Source organism: Bacteroidales bacterium, from assembly GCA_035342335.1.
In the GTDB taxonomy this organism is placed as follows: domain Bacteria; phylum Bacteroidota; class Bacteroidia; order Bacteroidales; family JAGONC01; genus JAGONC01.
Genome location: DAOQWY010000029.1, coordinates 19,894 through 36,153 on the forward strand (window position 1 = coordinate 19,894; position 16,260 = coordinate 36,153).

General features: G+C 47.4%; 17 protein-coding genes. 3 read left to right on the top strand and 14 right to left on the bottom strand.

The genetic code is table 11. From position 1 onward, the window contains the following. The first annotated feature begins 29 nt into the window (after positions 1-29). Positions 30-2,360, top strand: a complete 2,331-nt coding sequence (locus tag PKI34_11915; GenBank protein HNS18514.1) for a TonB-dependent receptor — start codon at positions 30-32, stop codon at positions 2,358-2,360. A gap of 145 nt (positions 2,361-2,505) precedes the next feature. On the opposite strand, the gene PKI34_11920 is transcribed toward PKI34_11915, so the two are convergent. The 3 genes from PKI34_11920 to PKI34_11930 form a co-directional block, all read right to left on the bottom strand. Next, complete coding sequence (locus tag PKI34_11920; GenBank protein HNS18515.1) at positions 2,506-2,892, bottom strand: hypothetical protein; 387 nt, start codon at positions 2,890-2,892, stop codon at positions 2,506-2,508. Between the two features lie 104 nt (positions 2,893-2,996). Next, positions 2,997-3,857 carry a patatin-like phospholipase family protein gene (locus PKI34_11925; GenBank protein HNS18516.1) on the bottom strand — a complete coding sequence of 287 codons (861 nt, stop codon included), beginning with the start codon at positions 3,855-3,857 and terminating at the stop codon, positions 2,997-2,999. 93 nt (positions 3,858-3,950) lie between these two features. Then, the gene (locus PKI34_11930; protein HNS18517.1) at positions 3,951-6,083 is read right to left on the bottom strand and encodes a T9SS type A sorting domain-containing protein; all 2,133 of its coding nucleotides are present in this window, start codon (positions 6,081-6,083) and stop codon (positions 3,951-3,953) included. A gap of 447 nt (positions 6,084-6,530) precedes the next feature. Here PKI34_11930 and PKI34_11935 point away from each other — a divergent pair, with 447 nt between their 5' ends. Together PKI34_11935 and PKI34_11940 are read left to right on the top strand one after the other, a co-directional pair. Further along, positions 6,531-7,988 carry an FAD-dependent oxidoreductase gene (locus PKI34_11935; protein HNS18518.1) on the top strand — a complete coding sequence of 486 codons (1,458 nt, stop codon included), beginning with the start codon at positions 6,531-6,533 and terminating at the stop codon, positions 7,986-7,988. A 36-nt stretch (positions 7,989-8,024) separates the two neighbouring features. Next, positions 8,025-8,183, top strand: coding sequence for a hypothetical protein (locus PKI34_11940; GenBank protein HNS18519.1), 159 nt, complete (start codon positions 8,025-8,027; stop codon positions 8,181-8,183). Between the two features lie 63 nt (positions 8,184-8,246). Here PKI34_11940 and PKI34_11945 read toward each other — a convergent pair whose 3' ends face one another. From PKI34_11945 to PKI34_11995, 11 genes are all read right to left on the bottom strand, one after another. Further along, positions 8,247-10,028, bottom strand: coding sequence for an ABC transporter ATP-binding protein (locus PKI34_11945; protein HNS18520.1), 1,782 nt, complete (start codon positions 10,026-10,028; stop codon positions 8,247-8,249). Between the two features lie 91 nt (positions 10,029-10,119). Then, the gene (locus PKI34_11950) at positions 10,120-10,362 is read right to left on the bottom strand and encodes a hypothetical protein (protein HNS18521.1); all 243 of its coding nucleotides are present in this window, start codon (positions 10,360-10,362) and stop codon (positions 10,120-10,122) included. A gap of 32 nt (positions 10,363-10,394) precedes the next feature. After that, the gene (hcp, locus tag PKI34_11955; GenBank protein HNS18522.1) at positions 10,395-12,026 is read right to left on the bottom strand and encodes a hydroxylamine reductase; all 1,632 of its coding nucleotides are present in this window, start codon (positions 12,024-12,026) and stop codon (positions 10,395-10,397) included. An 80-nt stretch (positions 12,027-12,106) separates the two neighbouring features. Beyond that, positions 12,107-13,015 (bottom strand): cation diffusion facilitator family transporter, encoded by a 909-nt coding sequence (locus PKI34_11960; protein HNS18523.1) that lies wholly within the window; start codon positions 13,013-13,015, stop codon positions 12,107-12,109. A 103-nt stretch (positions 13,016-13,118) separates the two neighbouring features. Further along, entirely contained in the window at positions 13,119-13,385 is a 267-nt protein-coding gene (locus tag PKI34_11965; protein HNS18524.1) for a helix-hairpin-helix domain-containing protein, read from the bottom strand. A 55-nt stretch (positions 13,386-13,440) separates the two neighbouring features. After that, the gene (locus PKI34_11970) at positions 13,441-13,920 is read right to left on the bottom strand and encodes a hypothetical protein (protein ID HNS18525.1); all 480 of its coding nucleotides are present in this window, start codon (positions 13,918-13,920) and stop codon (positions 13,441-13,443) included. A 247-nt stretch (positions 13,921-14,167) separates the two neighbouring features. Further along, positions 14,168-14,425: a Txe/YoeB family addiction module toxin gene (locus PKI34_11975; GenBank protein HNS18526.1), complete on the bottom strand. Its 258-nt coding sequence runs from the start codon at positions 14,423-14,425 to the stop codon at positions 14,168-14,170. Further along, positions 14,422-14,676: a type II toxin-antitoxin system Phd/YefM family antitoxin gene (locus tag PKI34_11980; GenBank protein HNS18527.1), complete on the bottom strand. Its 255-nt coding sequence runs from the start codon at positions 14,674-14,676 to the stop codon at positions 14,422-14,424. Before PKI34_11980 ends, PKI34_11975 begins: the two co-directional genes overlap by 4 nt. Before the next feature lie 210 nt (positions 14,677-14,886). After that, positions 14,887-15,204: a nucleotidyltransferase domain-containing protein gene (locus PKI34_11985; protein HNS18528.1), complete on the bottom strand. Its 318-nt coding sequence runs from the start codon at positions 15,202-15,204 to the stop codon at positions 14,887-14,889. Further along, complete coding sequence (locus tag PKI34_11990) at positions 15,183-15,584, bottom strand: HEPN domain-containing protein (protein HNS18529.1); 402 nt, start codon at positions 15,582-15,584, stop codon at positions 15,183-15,185. The genes PKI34_11985 and PKI34_11990 overlap by 22 nt, the downstream gene beginning before the upstream one ends. 162 nt (positions 15,585-15,746) lie before the next feature. Then, positions 15,747-16,091, bottom strand: a complete 345-nt coding sequence (locus PKI34_11995; GenBank protein HNS18530.1) for a type II toxin-antitoxin system PemK/MazF family toxin — start codon at positions 16,089-16,091, stop codon at positions 15,747-15,749. Positions 16,092-16,260 lie beyond the last annotated feature (169 nt).

Sequence of the window (16,260 nt, forward strand, 5' to 3'; positions counted from 1 at the left end):
TGCGATCTTGCCATAGAACAAGGGCAGGGATGAGGCGAAATGCCAGGTCCCTTGTCGCGGCACTGGTCCTGCTCCTGCCGGGTGTTTCTCTGTTTTCACAGACGGTCCTGACCGGAACAGTTACGGATGCTTCCAATCAGAAACCCGTCGCCGGAGCCAACATCATTACTTCAGCGGGCAGTGGAACCTCCAGCGACCCTAATGGGAACTACAGCCTGGAGCTGCCGGGAGCCGGGACCGTCCATCTCCAGGTGAGTTGTGTTGGGTATGCCATGGTTGCCGCTGATATTGAGCTGACTTCTGAACCGGTCATCCGAAAGGATTTTCAGTTACAGCCTTCCGGCATTGACCTGGATGAGGTGGTGATTTCCGCCACCCGGACGGAAACCGTGGTCAGGGAGGTTCCCCTCCGGATCAACCTGCTGACTGCCCGAAAAATGGAGTCTGTCCCCGTCCAGACGGTCGACGACTACCTGAACTACATCCCCGGGGTGATCGTGGGGAAGACCTTCGGCATCTTTTCGTCCAAGTCAACCGTGACCATGCGGGGCCTTGACGGGAAGGAGCAGGGAAGGGTGCTGGCCATGCTGGATGGCACTCCCGTGAACAAGGCCGACGGCGGTTCGGTGAACTGGAATCTGATCAATGCGAGAGAGGTGGAGAAGATCGAAGTGGTCAAGGGGCCCGGCTCATCACTTTGGGGGGGCAATGCGATGGGGGGCACCGTCAATATCATCACGCGGCGGCCTTCAAAGCCCTTTTCAGCCAGCGCCAGCCTGAAGTACGGCACTTACAATACGATGGGAGGCCGTTTTTCCCTATCAGGGCGAACGACCGATACCCTTACCAGGGGATTCTTCTGGGGCGTCAACAGCGAATACCTGCAGAGCGATGGCTACATCACCCAGTCGGAAGCCGATCGGAAAGCCAATCCCTATATCGTGAAATCCACTATGAAACAGGTGATCGGCGGGGCAATGGCAGGGTATGATTTCGGGAAGAACAACCTTGTCAGGATCGATGCCGTTTATTTCAACGACCGGCAGGGAACGGGCGAAAAGGTTTACCAGCCGGAAGGCAACACCACGGACCACGATACCTGGCACATCCGTGCACAGTACCACGGCGAAGCCGGGAACTCGGGCTGGGATGCAAGCCTTTTTTACCTGAAGGAAGATTATATAAAAGTAAATGAGTACCTGAAGGACGACTATACCTGGTACGATGTTCTTTCGAAACGGCTCGATGCAGGCGGTTATCTCACCTATGCTTACCGTCTCAGGCAGCATAAGCTGACTGGGGGCGTCAACCTGAAACAGGGGAGCGTTGATGCCAGAGACGAGTACTACACCTCGACGGACATTGTTTACAACAAGGGCAAGATGAATACCCTGGGCGTTTTTGTCCAGGATGAGTTCTCCTTCCTGAACGAACGGATGAGGATCATCGCCGGGCTGCGGTATGATTACGCCCGTTATTTCGATGGTGCATTTTTCATTGAAACCCCTTCGGCTGAGACTTCCTTCATGCTGAAATATCAGGAAGATGCGATCGGGGAAGACACCTGGAATGCGTTGAGCCCCAGGCTTGCCTTGCAGTACCGTCTGAATGACGCTGATCGCATTTACGTCAGCTATGCCAGGGGATTCCGGCCGTCGGTTTTGGATGACCTATGTCGCTCCGGCAGGATCCGGGGCGGATTTAAAACAGCCAATGCCCATCTGCAACCCGAATACCTCGACAACCTGGAAGCCGGGACCGATTTGTTCCTGCTGAAAAGGCTAAATGCATCAGCTACCGTTTACTATTCCAGGGGCCGGGATTTCATTTACTATGTGAATGCGGGCGACTCGATCGAGATGGGGTACGGGCCGCGACCCATCCTGGTTCCGACCAACATTGGCGGGGTTGAGATTTACGGTGTTGAGGCCGAACTGACCTATAGCCCGATCCCGGCACTCTCCCTGGCAGCCAACTACGCCTGGTCGCATTCCCGCATCACCGACTATGAGTTAACTTTTCCCGACGAACAGAGCGACATCACCGGCAACGCGCTGGTGGATGTCCCTTCCCATATGGCAGTGGTCATGGCTGCGTGGCGCAACAAAATCGTCAATGTTTCGCTGCAGGGCAAATATACCGGCAAACGCTGGGTGAACGACCTGAACCAGTACGATGAGATCGTGGGCGCAGCTCAGTACCCTGACTATTTTACCCTCGACGCAAAGGTGTGGAAGGATTTCGGCATCTTTCACACAGAACTGGATGCACAAAATTTGCTCGACACAGCGTATTATGACAGTAAAGGAGCTGTTTGTCCCGGGCTTTTCATCACCCTCACCCTTGGCGTAAAATTATAAGATCCTCCCGGGTTCCCTCCTGCCGGTCAATTCCCTTTTTAAGTAGAGGTTGTGTCAAAAGTCATTTTGCACCGGAGTTAAGATCCAGGACTTGCCCTTGGATTTATGTCGGTGATTGAGGTCAGACCTGTCCACAGGGGATGACCTATTTCTTCAATTCCAGGATCTGAACCTGGTTGGCTCCGTCGGTTGATTTCAATAAGATGAAATCCTTTTTACGCTCGATCACGATCCAGGTTTTGGCGAATTCTGAACCCTCGCTATCGATGGTGATGAATTTCTCGGAGGCCTCCCAGGTGAAAGGTGTTTTATCATTTTTGGTTTCATTGAAGATCGTATAGCTGATGTTCTTCATCCCGTGACCATTTTTTTCGAAGGTCATCGTCCCGATGTTGCTCAGGGTAACACCCTGCTCGCCGGGGGTTGTGGTTTCATACTTCTGGATCGTCCAGGTTCCTAAAAGTTTATCGGAACATGATGCCAGCAATACTGCTGCTGATAACAAAATGATTGACTTAACGATTGATTTCATCTTGTAAATGAATTAAACGCGTTGATAGGATAATACTTACATTTCTATGATGTAAAAATAAGAATTAAACACGAATCAGCAAAAGCCTTTCTTTATGGCCCGGATTATTTTATGAGCACGTTCTTCGCTGCCATAGCCCCTTCTTCAATGATCTCGTTCGCTTTATAAAAATCATAGGCGCCGAACAGGTCCCGTGAAATACTGATCAACAGGTCAGACGGGTAGGCTTCAATGGTCAATTTTGAGATCTGGTGGACCATCAGTCCGAGGCTCTTATTGGTCAGTGCAAACAAACCGATGTGATCTGCCTTGTTCCTGGGAACCGATTCCCCGAACCGGTTATGGAACATCTTGAAATACTTGTAATATTGATGTTGTTTGTGAATTGGAGCTGGTTTTATGATGTTTTCCAGGGGCAATACGGCATTGACATTCACGATTACCAGCAAATCACCTTCATTCCGTCGGATATGGTTGACGGGTACCGGATTCAGTAATCCGCCGTCCACATAAAAGCTATCATCCAACTTATACGGCTGAAAGAAAGTGGGGACGGAAATGGAGGCCCTTATGGCATCGTACATGCTGCCGGAGGTGAAAATCCTTTCCGTTCCTTTGACAATGTCAGTCGCCACGGCGCAATAGGGGATAGGCAGGTCTTCAATGTTCCGGTCCGGGATCATATCCTTCAGTTTCCTGATGACCCTGTTGCCCTTGACCAGCCCGTTCTTGCTGAAGGCCAGATCGGTGAGATGCCATACCTCTTTCAGGTTCAGTGATCTGGCCCATTCTTCAAAGACTTTGAGCTGCCCGGCGGCATAGAATCCTCCCACCACCGCACCCATGGAAGTCCCGGCAATGGAAGTGATCCTGTATCCAGCCTCCTCCAGGGTATTGATCACCCCGATGTGGGCAAAGCCCCTGGCTCCGCCGCTGGAGAGAACCAACGCAACATTTTTTTTCATTTTTTATCCTGCATTCTTCATCCTTCATCAAAACCACTGTCATTAAGCTTCGCTGTTATTTGCTCGGTGCTTCGCACCTCGCGTCATTCATTGTTATTGTTTTATGATTCGTTGCAATGTAATATTATCTGATGAAATGTATTTTAGGATATAGATGCCTGGCACGAGGCCTGAAAGGTCAAGGATTGTTTCTTTTTCTTTTAAAAGAACTCGTTGCAGCTGCTTTCCATTGATGCTTAGAATATCCAGGTATATTTCATTTCGTTCGCTATTTACGGGGCATTGCACGGTGATCTGATCGTTGCACGGATTAGGGTAAATCGTCATGGCGCCTTGATCCTTCGCTTTCGGGATCCCGACGGATATATCCCGTTTCCATACACCTCCGCCTGCTGTTCCGGTGAATAGATAATCCTGTAGGGTCATCAGAGACAGAATATGTGTTGTGGTCAGGTTGTCAGTGATCGGTGTCCACGTATCACTCCAATATGAGGATTCAAAGATGCCGTTCGAAGTAGCGGCATACGGATTGCCATAAGGAGACTGATCGATGATCAGCGATGAGATCTCCAGATTGGTCAGCCCGCTGTTCATCTCCAACCAACTGTCGCCATGGTTATTCGAACGAAAGACTCCGCCGCCTTCACCCCACACAGGAAATGTCCCCGCATAGAGGGTTCCAGAGTGGGGATTGATCGCCAAAGCTGTGATATCAGTGGTTGTCAGGCCGTTGTTCACCAGGGTCCAGCTATCGCCGTGATCCGTCGAACGGTAAACGCCGGTTCCGCAGCCTGCCGTTCCGACGAAAATATCCCCATTCGAATGGCAGGCCAGGCTCCATACCTGGGTACAGGTGAGCCCGTTATTGACCTGAGTCCATGTATCACCATTGTCTGTTGAGCGGAAAACACCATCTCCATACGTCCCGGCAAAGATCCAATCAAAGTCGCTGATCGCCAGCGAACGGGTATCAAAAGGCGTTATCCCGTTGAAAATTTCCTCCCAGGTCTCCCCGTTATCGGTCGACCTGAAGACACCTCCTTCACCGTTGATCCAATCCGTGGAGGCAAAGATGTGCAGGTTTGAATTGAACGCCAGGGAGGTGACGTATTTACCTGTCAATCCGTTGTTAATCTGGATCCAGCTGTCACCCATGTCCGCCGTGCGGTAGATCCCGGTTCCATAGGTGCCGGCAAAGATCTGGCCGTCGGAACGGGCAGCCAGCGCCTTCACCTCGGTTGCGGAGATGCCGTTGATCGTTTTGACCCAGCTATCCCCGTTATCTGACGAGCGGAAAAGACCGCCACCCAGGTACGCACCGGCAAAGATCTGACCTGCTGAATTGATCGTAAACGAAATGATGAACATGGAGGATAGTCCGTTGATGGCCGGTGTCCATGAATCCCCGTCGTCGACGGACCGGAACACACCGTCGCCATAGGTTCCGGCAAACACATTCCCGGATGCGTTGATGATGATGGCGTTCACCCCGTTGGTGCTATTGAATCCGTTGTTGACCGGTGTCCAGCTTTCCCCGTTGTTGACCGACCGGTACACGCCTTCTCCGAAATCCATTCCTGCAAAGATATGTCCTTTGTCATTGATGCACAGAGACAGGACTTCGGGTATGGGCATCCCGTTGCTCATGTGCGTCCAGGTGTCTCCGTTGTCAATTGACCGGAAAACGCCCCCGTAGGTCCCTGCAAAGAGTGTATCACCGGGATTGACGGCAAGGGCCGGAATGTAGGGATGCGTCAAGCCGTTGGTCAGCAGGGTCCAGGTGTCCCCGTTATCCGTCGACCGAAACACGCCTCCCTCTTCGAATCCGGCGGTACCTGCAAAGATGTGCCCTGACGAGTTGACGGCCAGCGAGATCACCCAGGGGATCGTCAACCCGTTATCCTGCAGGGTCCAGTTCTCGCCGTCGTCCGTTGACCGGAACACTCCTCCGCCCAGGGTTGCTGCGAACAGGCGGTCGTTCTGGTCAGCGGCCAGCGCCCACACGTCGGTGTTCGTCAGGCCGTTGTTGATCTGCTCCCAGTGTTCACCATGGTCTGTCGAACGGAAGATGCCTCCGTTTTTCGTACCGGCGAACAAATGGTCCTGTGAGTTACATACCAGGGTCCTGACATCTCCGCCATAGGGCCCTGAAGTGGGTATCCATTGGCCATTTGCCATAAGAACAAGGCCAAGATAGAAAGCTATAAGTAAAAATACACTCTTCATTTTGATCGATTTTAAGATAGTTGAGGCTTGCAGGATTGATTCTGAAATATACAACTTATTTCAATATTTTCGACCACTTTTTATATTCTTTTTTAATGTACCCCACCTCTGCGCCCCTATCCTGCCAGCAGGGGAGGGGACGGGGGAGGGGTAAAGGGGAAAATTCCCCGGGGCTTGCCCCGGAATTAAGGTCCATGGCTTGCTTTGGGGTTCATACAAGTGATTCAGCTCCTGTGAATTTGCCAGGCCAAGAAAAACGGTAAGTCCTTATCAAATGATGCTTTCAAATGAAGGAGATGTCAATGGGACCAAAAATAATGATCAGTGGGTTCGGATTTTTCAATAATTCTTAGTTTTGTCCAGTGAAATCAGTAGGGCCCCATAACAGGTTGTCCTTATATCACCAGGTAGAGCCTGGTCTGATTTCAATCATTTAACACACTCATTATGGCAACTGTCGTGGTGCTGGGAGCGGGTATTTCGGGTCACACCGCCGCTGCCGTTCTTAAAAAAAAGCTGGGCAGGAAGCACCAGGTCATTGTGGTGAGCCCTTCGGCTTATTATCAATGGATTCCCTCCAATATATGGGTGGGTGTCGGAGAGATGACAGTGGACCAGGTTCGGTTTAACTTGAAAAAAGTATATAACCGGTGGGGAATAGATTTCAGACAGGCGAAAGCCACCACGATTTTCCCGGAAGGTGGCAACGGGCATGATCGCCCCTTTGTCACCATCGCGTATACCGGTGAGGAGAATCGGGGTAAGACCGAAAACATTGGATACGATTATCTCGTAAATGCTACGGGTCCCAAATTGGACTTTGAGGCTACAGAAGGTCTTGGTCCGGGTAAGTTCAGCCATTCTGTCTGTTCTTGTGATCACGCAGCTTCCACCTGGGAAGCGTTGAAAGCATGTTTTGCGCGAATGGAGAGGGGTGAAAAACTTCGCTTTTTGATCGGTACAGGGCATCCGGCAGCAACCTGCCAGGGAGCTGCCTTTGAATATGCACTGAATGTGGTTTATCAGATCAGGAAGAGAGGGTTGCAGGATCGTGCTGAAATCAATTGGATTTCAAACGAATATGAACTTGGCGACTTTGGAATGTGCGGTGCATTCATCAAACGGGGAGGGTATATTACACCAACCAAGGTTTTTTGTGAATCTCTGTTTGTTGAATATGGCATTCACTGGATCAAAAGGGCCGGGGTTCTGAAGGTTGAAGAAGGGATCGTGCATTATGAAACCCTTCAAGGGGAAATGAAGACCATTTCCTTTGATTTTGCGATGTTGCTTCCTGTTTTTTCGGGCGTTGGCCTGAAAGCATACGATAAAGCGGGTATGGACATTACCGCGCAGCTTTTTGCCTCCAATGGTTTCATGAAAGTGGATGCCGATTATTCACCAAAGGATTTTGAAGACTGGTCGGTTGACGACTGGCCATCAACCTATCAAACCCCTTCCTTTGCGAATATCTTTGCAACGGGTATTGCTTTTGCTCCTCCGCATCAGATATCCAAGCCATTGAAGAGTCCGAGCGGCACCCTGATAACGCCTGCACCTCCAAGGACAGGCATGCCCTCGGGTGTCATCGGGAAAATCGTGGCACAGAATATCGTTGACTGGATCAAATCAGGACGTACTGAATTCAAGCATAGGGCTTCCATGGGCAGAATGGGTGCAGCCTGCATTGTTTCAGCGGGATTTGGGATGATCAAAGGAAATGCAGCCACCATGACCGTTTTCCCTATCGTTCCTGACTGGCAAAAATACCCCCAGTGGGGCAGGGATATCAGTTATACCGTTGGTGAAATGGGTCTGGCCGGCCACTGGATCAAGCTGTTCCTGCATTATATGTTCCTTCACAAGGCAAAAGGCTATCCTTTCTGGTGGCTCTTGCCTGAATAAAAATGTTTGGATTTAACCGGATGATTACTGAAAACTATGTCGAAAAATGTCGTAAGAGCATATCATGATGAGTCTTATCCGCCGGTACCCACCAGATCAACCCGTTTCTGGCGAAAAAATTTGCTGTGGCAGGCCTGGCGGTTCATCGTGCTCAACCTCAAGATCATGCGCATCATTGTCGGGGGGCATTCCTGAAAACGCCCCGAAGAAGGACTGATCTTTCCTGATTGCAAATGCTGGTCGATCCGCTGCCTGGGATTAATATTCCAGTGAATCTTTAATTTTTTTGAAATTCATGCTGTTGGCCATCGCATTGAAAATGGAGAAATAGACACCCTTCAGATCATAGAGGTCATCGTGGTCGCCGTCTTCCACGACTTTTCCCTTTTCCAGAACGACAATATGGGTTGCGTCAATGATTTGGGGGAGGCTGTGAGAAATGATGATAACGGTACGGTCCTTCTTGATGGCATCCAGGCTGATCTTGATCTGCTCGGCAGCTATGGCATCCAGGTTGGCCGTAGGTTCATCCAGAAAAATGATGGGGGGATCCTTGAGAAACAGCCTGGCAATGGCAATACGTTGTTGCTGACCGCCCGAAAGCAAATGTGCTTCGGAAGCGTATCCTTTTGGCAACTCCATGATCTGGTCGTGTATGGACGCTTTTTTGGCCGCTTCAATAACCTCCGCTTCGGAGGCGGAGGGATTGCCGTAAAGGATATTTTCCGTGATCGTTCCCTTAAAGATATGATTCTTTTGCAGGACAAGTCCGATATGGGTTCTCAGGAACTCCGTATCGTAATCCTGCAGGTCAACCCCATCCAGATAGATATTTCCTTCCGATGGCTCGTAGAATTTGTCCAGCAGGTTGATGACGGTACTTTTACCCGCACCACTCAGCCCGACCAAGGCCGAGATCTGGTTGGGTTTGATTGAAAAATTGATATCTTTAAGTGCTTGTGTACCATTTGGATACGTAAAACTGACGTTTTTGATTTCCAGCAGGCCGTTGATGGATGAGGGCTTATAGGTACCCGTTCGTTCCGTCTCGTGATCCGACTCCAGGATGTCGAAAAATCCTTCCGAATAGACCATTGCATCGCTTACTTCATCGTAGATGCGGTGCAATTGCCGGATGGGAGCCGAAACATTGTTGAACAGCATGATATGGAACATGATGGCACCGATCGTCATCTGGCTGTTCAAAACAAAATAGGCAGTCAGGATGATGACGGCCACCACACCGATCTGCTCCAGAAGGCTTTTAATGCTGTCGAACAGGAATCCGGTTTTGCGGGTGGCCATCTGGTTCTCAGTCATATCGTACTGGATCTTCCGGTTTCTGTCGGCCTCAATGGGTTCCCTGACAAAGGATTTGATGACATTGATGGATTCGATCAGGTTGATGATCAGGTTGCTCCTGGTTTCGCGGTAGGTGCGCATTCTTCTCCGGAAACCGCTTAGTTTCTTAGCCTGTAACTGGCTGACATAAAAATAAATGGGTATCATCATCAGCCCGACCAGCCCCACATAGAAGTTGGCACTGAACATCACCACCAGGGCAACGATGGCTGTGGTGAACAGCGGTAAGATGTCAATGAAGAAGTTCTGCACCAGCCGGGTCAGGCTGGTGACCCCAAGGTCAATGCGTGTCTGGAGCTTGCCGCTTTCATTCTGTGGTGAGGTATAGAAAGCCATGCGGTAGGTGAGGACCTTTTCGACAATGGTTTGCGAAAGGTCCCGGCTGATGAGGATCCTGAGTTTTTCCCCGAAGAACTTCTGCCCGAACTTCACCAGGGAGTAAACAACTTCCTTGGAGATCAGAATGATGCTGATCACGGTCAGCAGATAGAATCCCTCACGAAGGGGCTGTTGTGCCACCATCAGGTCGCTGATGGAGTCAACCGTGTATTTTATGATGAACGCATTGACCTGTGCTGCAAAGGAGCCGATAAACGTCAGCAACAGGGTGTAGACGATGATGTTCGTATACGGCTTTGTGAAAGGAAATAATTTTTTGATCAGCTGGCGAAAGTTCATTTCATCATAAAGAATTGATCACCTGATTCTGCGACCTGACAGGCATATCCGGAGTAATTGTCATAAATCTGTATGTATGATCCAGCACACTTCAGGAGTCCTTCCTGTCTTTAACTTCCCTGAGGATCCCTTTGATATCCTTCAGCTCATTCAGCAAAGAATTGATGGCCACCTTGTTTTTGTAGTTCATCATGATGATTTTTATGGATACGAGCAGGACCCCGGCCTCCAGCAGCAGGTTGTGCGTGAAGCCTTTCACAAATAATGCAACGAGGAAGAGACTGAATGTAATTGCAATGACAAGGAAGTCGGCAGATGACAGATGTTTTTTCATCGGAATGGGAATTTTTTATTTTCAGGGAATCGTTAATTCAATTTAAAAAGTTCCAGGTCCTCCTTAACGTTTTTGATCGTCTGCACTCCAAATTTTTCCTGAATGATTTTCAACAGTTTGGGCGTCAGGAAGCCCGGCAGTGTGGGCCCGATGTGCGTATTTTTAATGCCCAGGTAAAGCAGGGCAAGATGGACGATGATGGCTTTCTGCTCGTACCAGGCAATGTTGAAAACGATGGGCAGCTGGTTGATGTCATCCAGGTTCAGCACCTCCTTTAATTTGAGGGCCACAAAGGCCCACGAGTATGAATCATTGCACTGACCGGCATCCAGCACTCTTGGAATGCCATTGATGGTCCCCAGGTCGAGTTTGTTGTAACGGTACTTTGCGCAGCCGGAAGTCAGAATGACCGTATCAGCGGGAAGTTGTCTTGCAAATTCGGTATAGTATTCACGTGTTTTCTGACGTGCATCGCAGCCTGACATGACCACCAGCCTTTTGATCGCTCCTGAATGGATGGCTTCGAGGATCTTACCGGCAAGGGCTAAAACCTGCTCGTGCGCAAATCCGATGGTGATTTCACCTTTTTCAATTTCGGTCGGGGGTGGGCATTTTTTTGCGAGTTCGATGATCTCCGAAAAATCTTTGTGGCCGTTGGGAAGTCTTTTATCAATACGTTTCCATTCCGGCATGCCTGTGGCCCCGGTCGTGAAAACACGGTCATTGTAAGTAGTGGCTTTCCGGGGCGGAACCAGGCAGTTGGTCGTAAAAAGAATGGGGCCGTTGAAGGTTTCAAATTCTTCCAGCTGACGGTGCCATGCATTTCCGTAATTCCCAGCCAGGTTTCTGTATTTTTTCAGGGACGGGTATGCGTGCGAAGGCAGCATCTCGGAATGTGTATAGATGTCAATGCCTTTACCTTCCGTCTGGATCAGCAGCTGCTCAAGGTCTTTCAGGTCGTGGCCGCTGACCAGGATCCCGGGATTTTTGCCCACCCCGATGCTGACCTTCGTTATCTCGGGATTCCCATAGGTAGAGGTATTTGCCTTATCCAGCAGGGCCATGGCTTTTACGCCGTGCTCACCCGTGCGCAGAATCCATTCCAGCATGCTGTTTAAATCCATGGGCCGGGTGATCATCACCAGGGTCTGCTCCATGAAATCGTACAGGTCATCCTGCTCAAATCCCAGGTTGAAAGCGTGCTCCACATAGGCAGCCATTCCTTTAAGGCCGTACAGGGCGTATTGTTTTAAGGCACGAACATCTTCATCGGTATCATAAGTCAGGATACCGACCGTTCCGGCTTTTTTGTAGAATTCATCGTCGCTGACGGCATACCAGTGTATGGAATCATGATCTCCGCTGACGGTCACCTTTTTCTTCAGCTGATCACGAAATCCAATGCAATTCCTGATCGCCTGCAGGATGGCCCTGTCATCGAAATTGGCATTGGTGATGGTGGTGAAAAGACAATTGGTGATATGTTTGCTCTCCGCATTGGTTGAGATCCCTTTTTTACGGGCTTCGATCGTGGCGAAAGCAAGTCCCTGGCATGCATACACCAGTAAGTCCTGCATATTGGCAGTATCAGCTTTTTTACCGCACAGTCCGTTAATGGTGCAGCCTGTGTTATGGGCCGTTTCCTGACATTGATTACAAAACATGTTCATATTCAGTGATTTTTAATTTTTGGGTTGTTGACGCTTCGTACGTATTATGTTTCACAGGCAATAGAGCCTCCCTTTCATTGTTCAAAGTCGGGCTCAAAAAATACCCATTGAATGGCAGCATTTTCTTTTTTCAAAGCCGACTCACACGCGTTGATGTTGCGGATCAGCTCCCCGGTGGAACCCACGTCTTTCATTTTCGCTTTTACTGCGACCATGATCTGAGGGCCCAGCTGGATGGTGATCAGGTTGAGGATCTCCTCGATTTCAGGCCGGACTGCCAGCACGTTTTCGATTTCTATGCGGGTTTCCTCACCCGTACTTTGCCCGATCAGTAAACTTTTAACTTTGACGGCCAGGAAAAATGAGATGATAATCAGCAAGGCGCCGATTCCGATGCTTCCAACAGCGTCAAAGACCGGATTGCCGGTGACCATCGCCAGCAGGACAGAGACCAGGGCGAACGCCAGGCCCAGCAGGGCTGCATTGTCCTCTCCGAAAACGACAACCAGTTCGCTCTGGCGACTGGTCTTGATCCATTTCCAGACCGGGACCTTCCCTCTTATTTTATTGATTTGCGTCACGCAGCCATAAAGCGATGCAGCCTCGAAAACCATGCTAACGGCCAGGACCACGATGGCGATGATGGGATTTTTCAATCCCTCGTGAACGTGGAGTTTATGGACACCTTCGTATATGGAAAACAGCCCCCCCATGCTGAACAGGATCAGGGCCACGATGAACGACCAGAAGTAGATCTCTTTTCCGTATCCCAGGGGATGGTCTGGATCCGGTCTTTTTTTGGAAGCTTTCAGTCCCCAGAACAGCAGGCCCTGGTTGCCGCAATCGGCATAAGAGTGGATCGCTTCGGCCAGCATGGCTCCCGAACCGGTTATGACCGCAGCCACCGTCTTGGTGATGGCAATTCCCAGGTTCGCCAGCAGGGCAAACAGAATGGATTTTATAGATTCGCTTTGATGGGACATTGAGACAGCTGAAGTAACAAGGCTGCAAAGTTAATCTTTATATCAGTCAATCTTCCAATACAGATGCCTTGGAAGTCATTCATCCGTCAAGCGATGTGCTGTTTTATTTGGTTTGGCTTTTCCAGTTCCACCATTTCAGTAATTCCGGATCGTGCTTATCGTTCTCAGCATAATATACTGCACACCGGAATGTGTACAATACGCAGGGATCAATCCTTTTTTTATACTCGGCACACAGATCATGGTACAATGCTTCCGGATCCTGGCCTATTAAATCCTGAACGCGATGAATGCCAAGAATATGCAGGTCCCGGGCAATGCTTTTACCGATCCCGGGGATGGATAACAAATTATCAGTTTTTTCAGTCATGGTTCAAAATGGATCATTCATAATATTGCGAAGACATACTTATGATAGCGCGTAATTATTTGTGTTTATCCCGACGAAATACCGAACCTACGATTTCAATAAAGGTTTTATCGAAATCTTTTGTCAACAAATACAACTGTATTGCAGCAATTCCTAACCAAGGTATCTGAATATGACCAAACGGGGTGATAAGAATTAAAAAGATTGACGTGCCTACCAGTCCATATTTGACATATTTATGCTTGTTAAGTATCAATAACCCCATCGTAATCTGAAATAATGCTATTGCCAGAATAAATAGAACAGGAACCTTTGATACAACTTCTGAAAATAGTATTCTGTAGAATCCTATAAGTGACGCTTCTCCCATTTGAACCGTAGATTGTGGATCGGTAATCGCATTAACGATATTTATCCCGATGGCCATTATCAGGTAGAAGATGCCAAGAAAAATGCGACCAATATTAGGTTTGACAATACATAATATGATCACAAACAGCACAAAACCAATACTCCAAAGAATTTTTTCGTCCATATCTTAGCTGTTAGTTAGCTGAAAATTAATTTCAGAAGTGAATGTATTCTATAATCAATGTTATACGCCCTAACTCTCTAGCGCAGCGCCCTCGGCACAGGCCGGTAAAATTGTCGATTGTCAGCTGTCAATTGCTGATTTTTGATGGTATATCCTATTTAAAATTGGCCATACCAAATTGACAATTGACAATTGTTGCTCCCGGGCTGGGCGCTGCGCGATCGTTACCACCCGTTTTGCCTATAAGTTAGTCGTAATGAAACCTGCATTTGGCAATTTGTATCTCATCATCGCCAACCCTATATATCAACCGGTGCTCTTCATTAATTTTTTTGGACCAAAATCCTTGATACTTAAATTTTAAAGGCTCTGGTTTTCCAAGGCCGGTATAAGGATTCCGGGAAATATCCTTCACTAAAGAATTAATTCTGTCAAGAATTTTTTTATCGGTTTTTTGCCAGTAAATATAATCCTCCCAGGATTCATCAACGAAAACATATTTCATGGCTCAATCAGATCTTTTTGAAACGATGATCCCTTTTTCAATTTTTCAATTGCTGAATCCAAACGCTGCTCGTTGATTTTGGACGATAATTCATGATACGTTGCCTTAAGCGAATTATACTCATCCAATGACATAATCACTACGCCTGTGTCTTTCCCGCGATTGATAATTAAAGTCTCAAAATTTCGGGTCACAGTATCAAGATACCGTTTAATGTCTTTACGGAATTCGGAAATGGTGGTTGTTAACATCTTATTAATCCTTTCTTGTACAAATATCAGTACAAAAAAGTCAAATCCATTCGGTTGATAAAAAAATTAATAATTTCGAAATGGGTGTTAACGTTGTACCGCTATGCCCGGTAGCCGAATTGCGGGCTTCGTCACTGTTAACGAGCACAATGTTCTGCGGGGTACACTGTTTCAAGTTGCTCTTTCATAGGCTATTGGGCACAGGAGCTGTTATGCTGCGTGGTTAAGTATATCAATTCCATTTTTCTTAATTTCGGCAACAACAGGATTTGAAATATGAAAATCAGAAATTTTGAATGGATGAGGTTCTATTAATAAGTCGTCATCACTGCGAAGCTGCATCAATTGAATTTGCAAATCAATAATATCATCCACAGTCTTAAACACAATTGCAATATCAATATCACTGTCAGGGTGATTAGTACCTTTTGCAAACGATCCAAAAAGTATTGCGCTTTCAATTTGAAATTTGTTACTAATTGAATCAATATATCTTTTCGCGATATTTATAGCTTCGTTTTGATCCATTCTCTAAGTATCTTAATATTTGTAAACCATGTTATTGAATAATCAGGTGTGCATTTTTTATAAAAGTCTTGTTTGTAGTCATCGTACCTTGCATTAATATTAAAAGTTGATACTGTATCAAGCCACCTTTTATGTTCATCTTCAAAAGCCAGGCCTGAAAGCTTTGCGAGTCTCCTTAAGTCATGTGTCAATGGAGCATGCGTACCTGTCTTTCTTACAACAATCGCTTTAAGTAATCTCTCAATTACAAGATGTCCAATGAATAAAGCCCAATGGAAATCCTTTGATTTTATTAAATTATTCATTGTATCAAAGTCAGAATCTGACCTCAAAATCCAATGATTTGCTATAAGTTCTAAGTCAATTTTTTCATTTTCCATTCATCAAATTTACAAAATAAAAGTATTCTTCCTCATAATTGTTGTTCTTTCACAATGCCGCATAACGTGCTGCCGCTATACCCGGTGCGTTGGACAAAGAGATCGCGCAAGCGGTCATTTTATATATTGCATGGGGCACAGCGGCATGTTATGGGGCGTGGTTCATTCAATATCAAACATTATTTTCAGATTACTTTTTACTTTATTAACCAAATCGGATGGGATATTACTGACTTTTTTTATCAGTCTATTCTTATCAATCGCACGAACCTGATCAATCATAATATCACAAGGATCTTCGAGCCCAAAACATCCGTTTTTTAAGTGTACCCGTAAAATTTCACTTTCCTTGCGAATATTAGTAGTTATTGGGCAAATAATAGATGAAGGATGGTGTTTGTTTAAAAGATCAGTTTGAATGATTATAACAGGTCTGACTTTCCCCGTTTCTGTTCCGATGGTTGGATTAAGATCGGCTAACCAGATTTCAAATTGCTTGGCTTTCATAATCGATCGTCTCAAATTCGTGAAGAACCTTCATGGAATCTTCTTTAACAAGTTTTGATTCCATTTCAAGTTTGGATGCTAAAAGTTTTCTTTTCTGAACCTTGTTATAATAATTGACTATTTCGGACTAAACCCTGCCACTCATTTCGGAGTAAAGTAGGCCACCCAT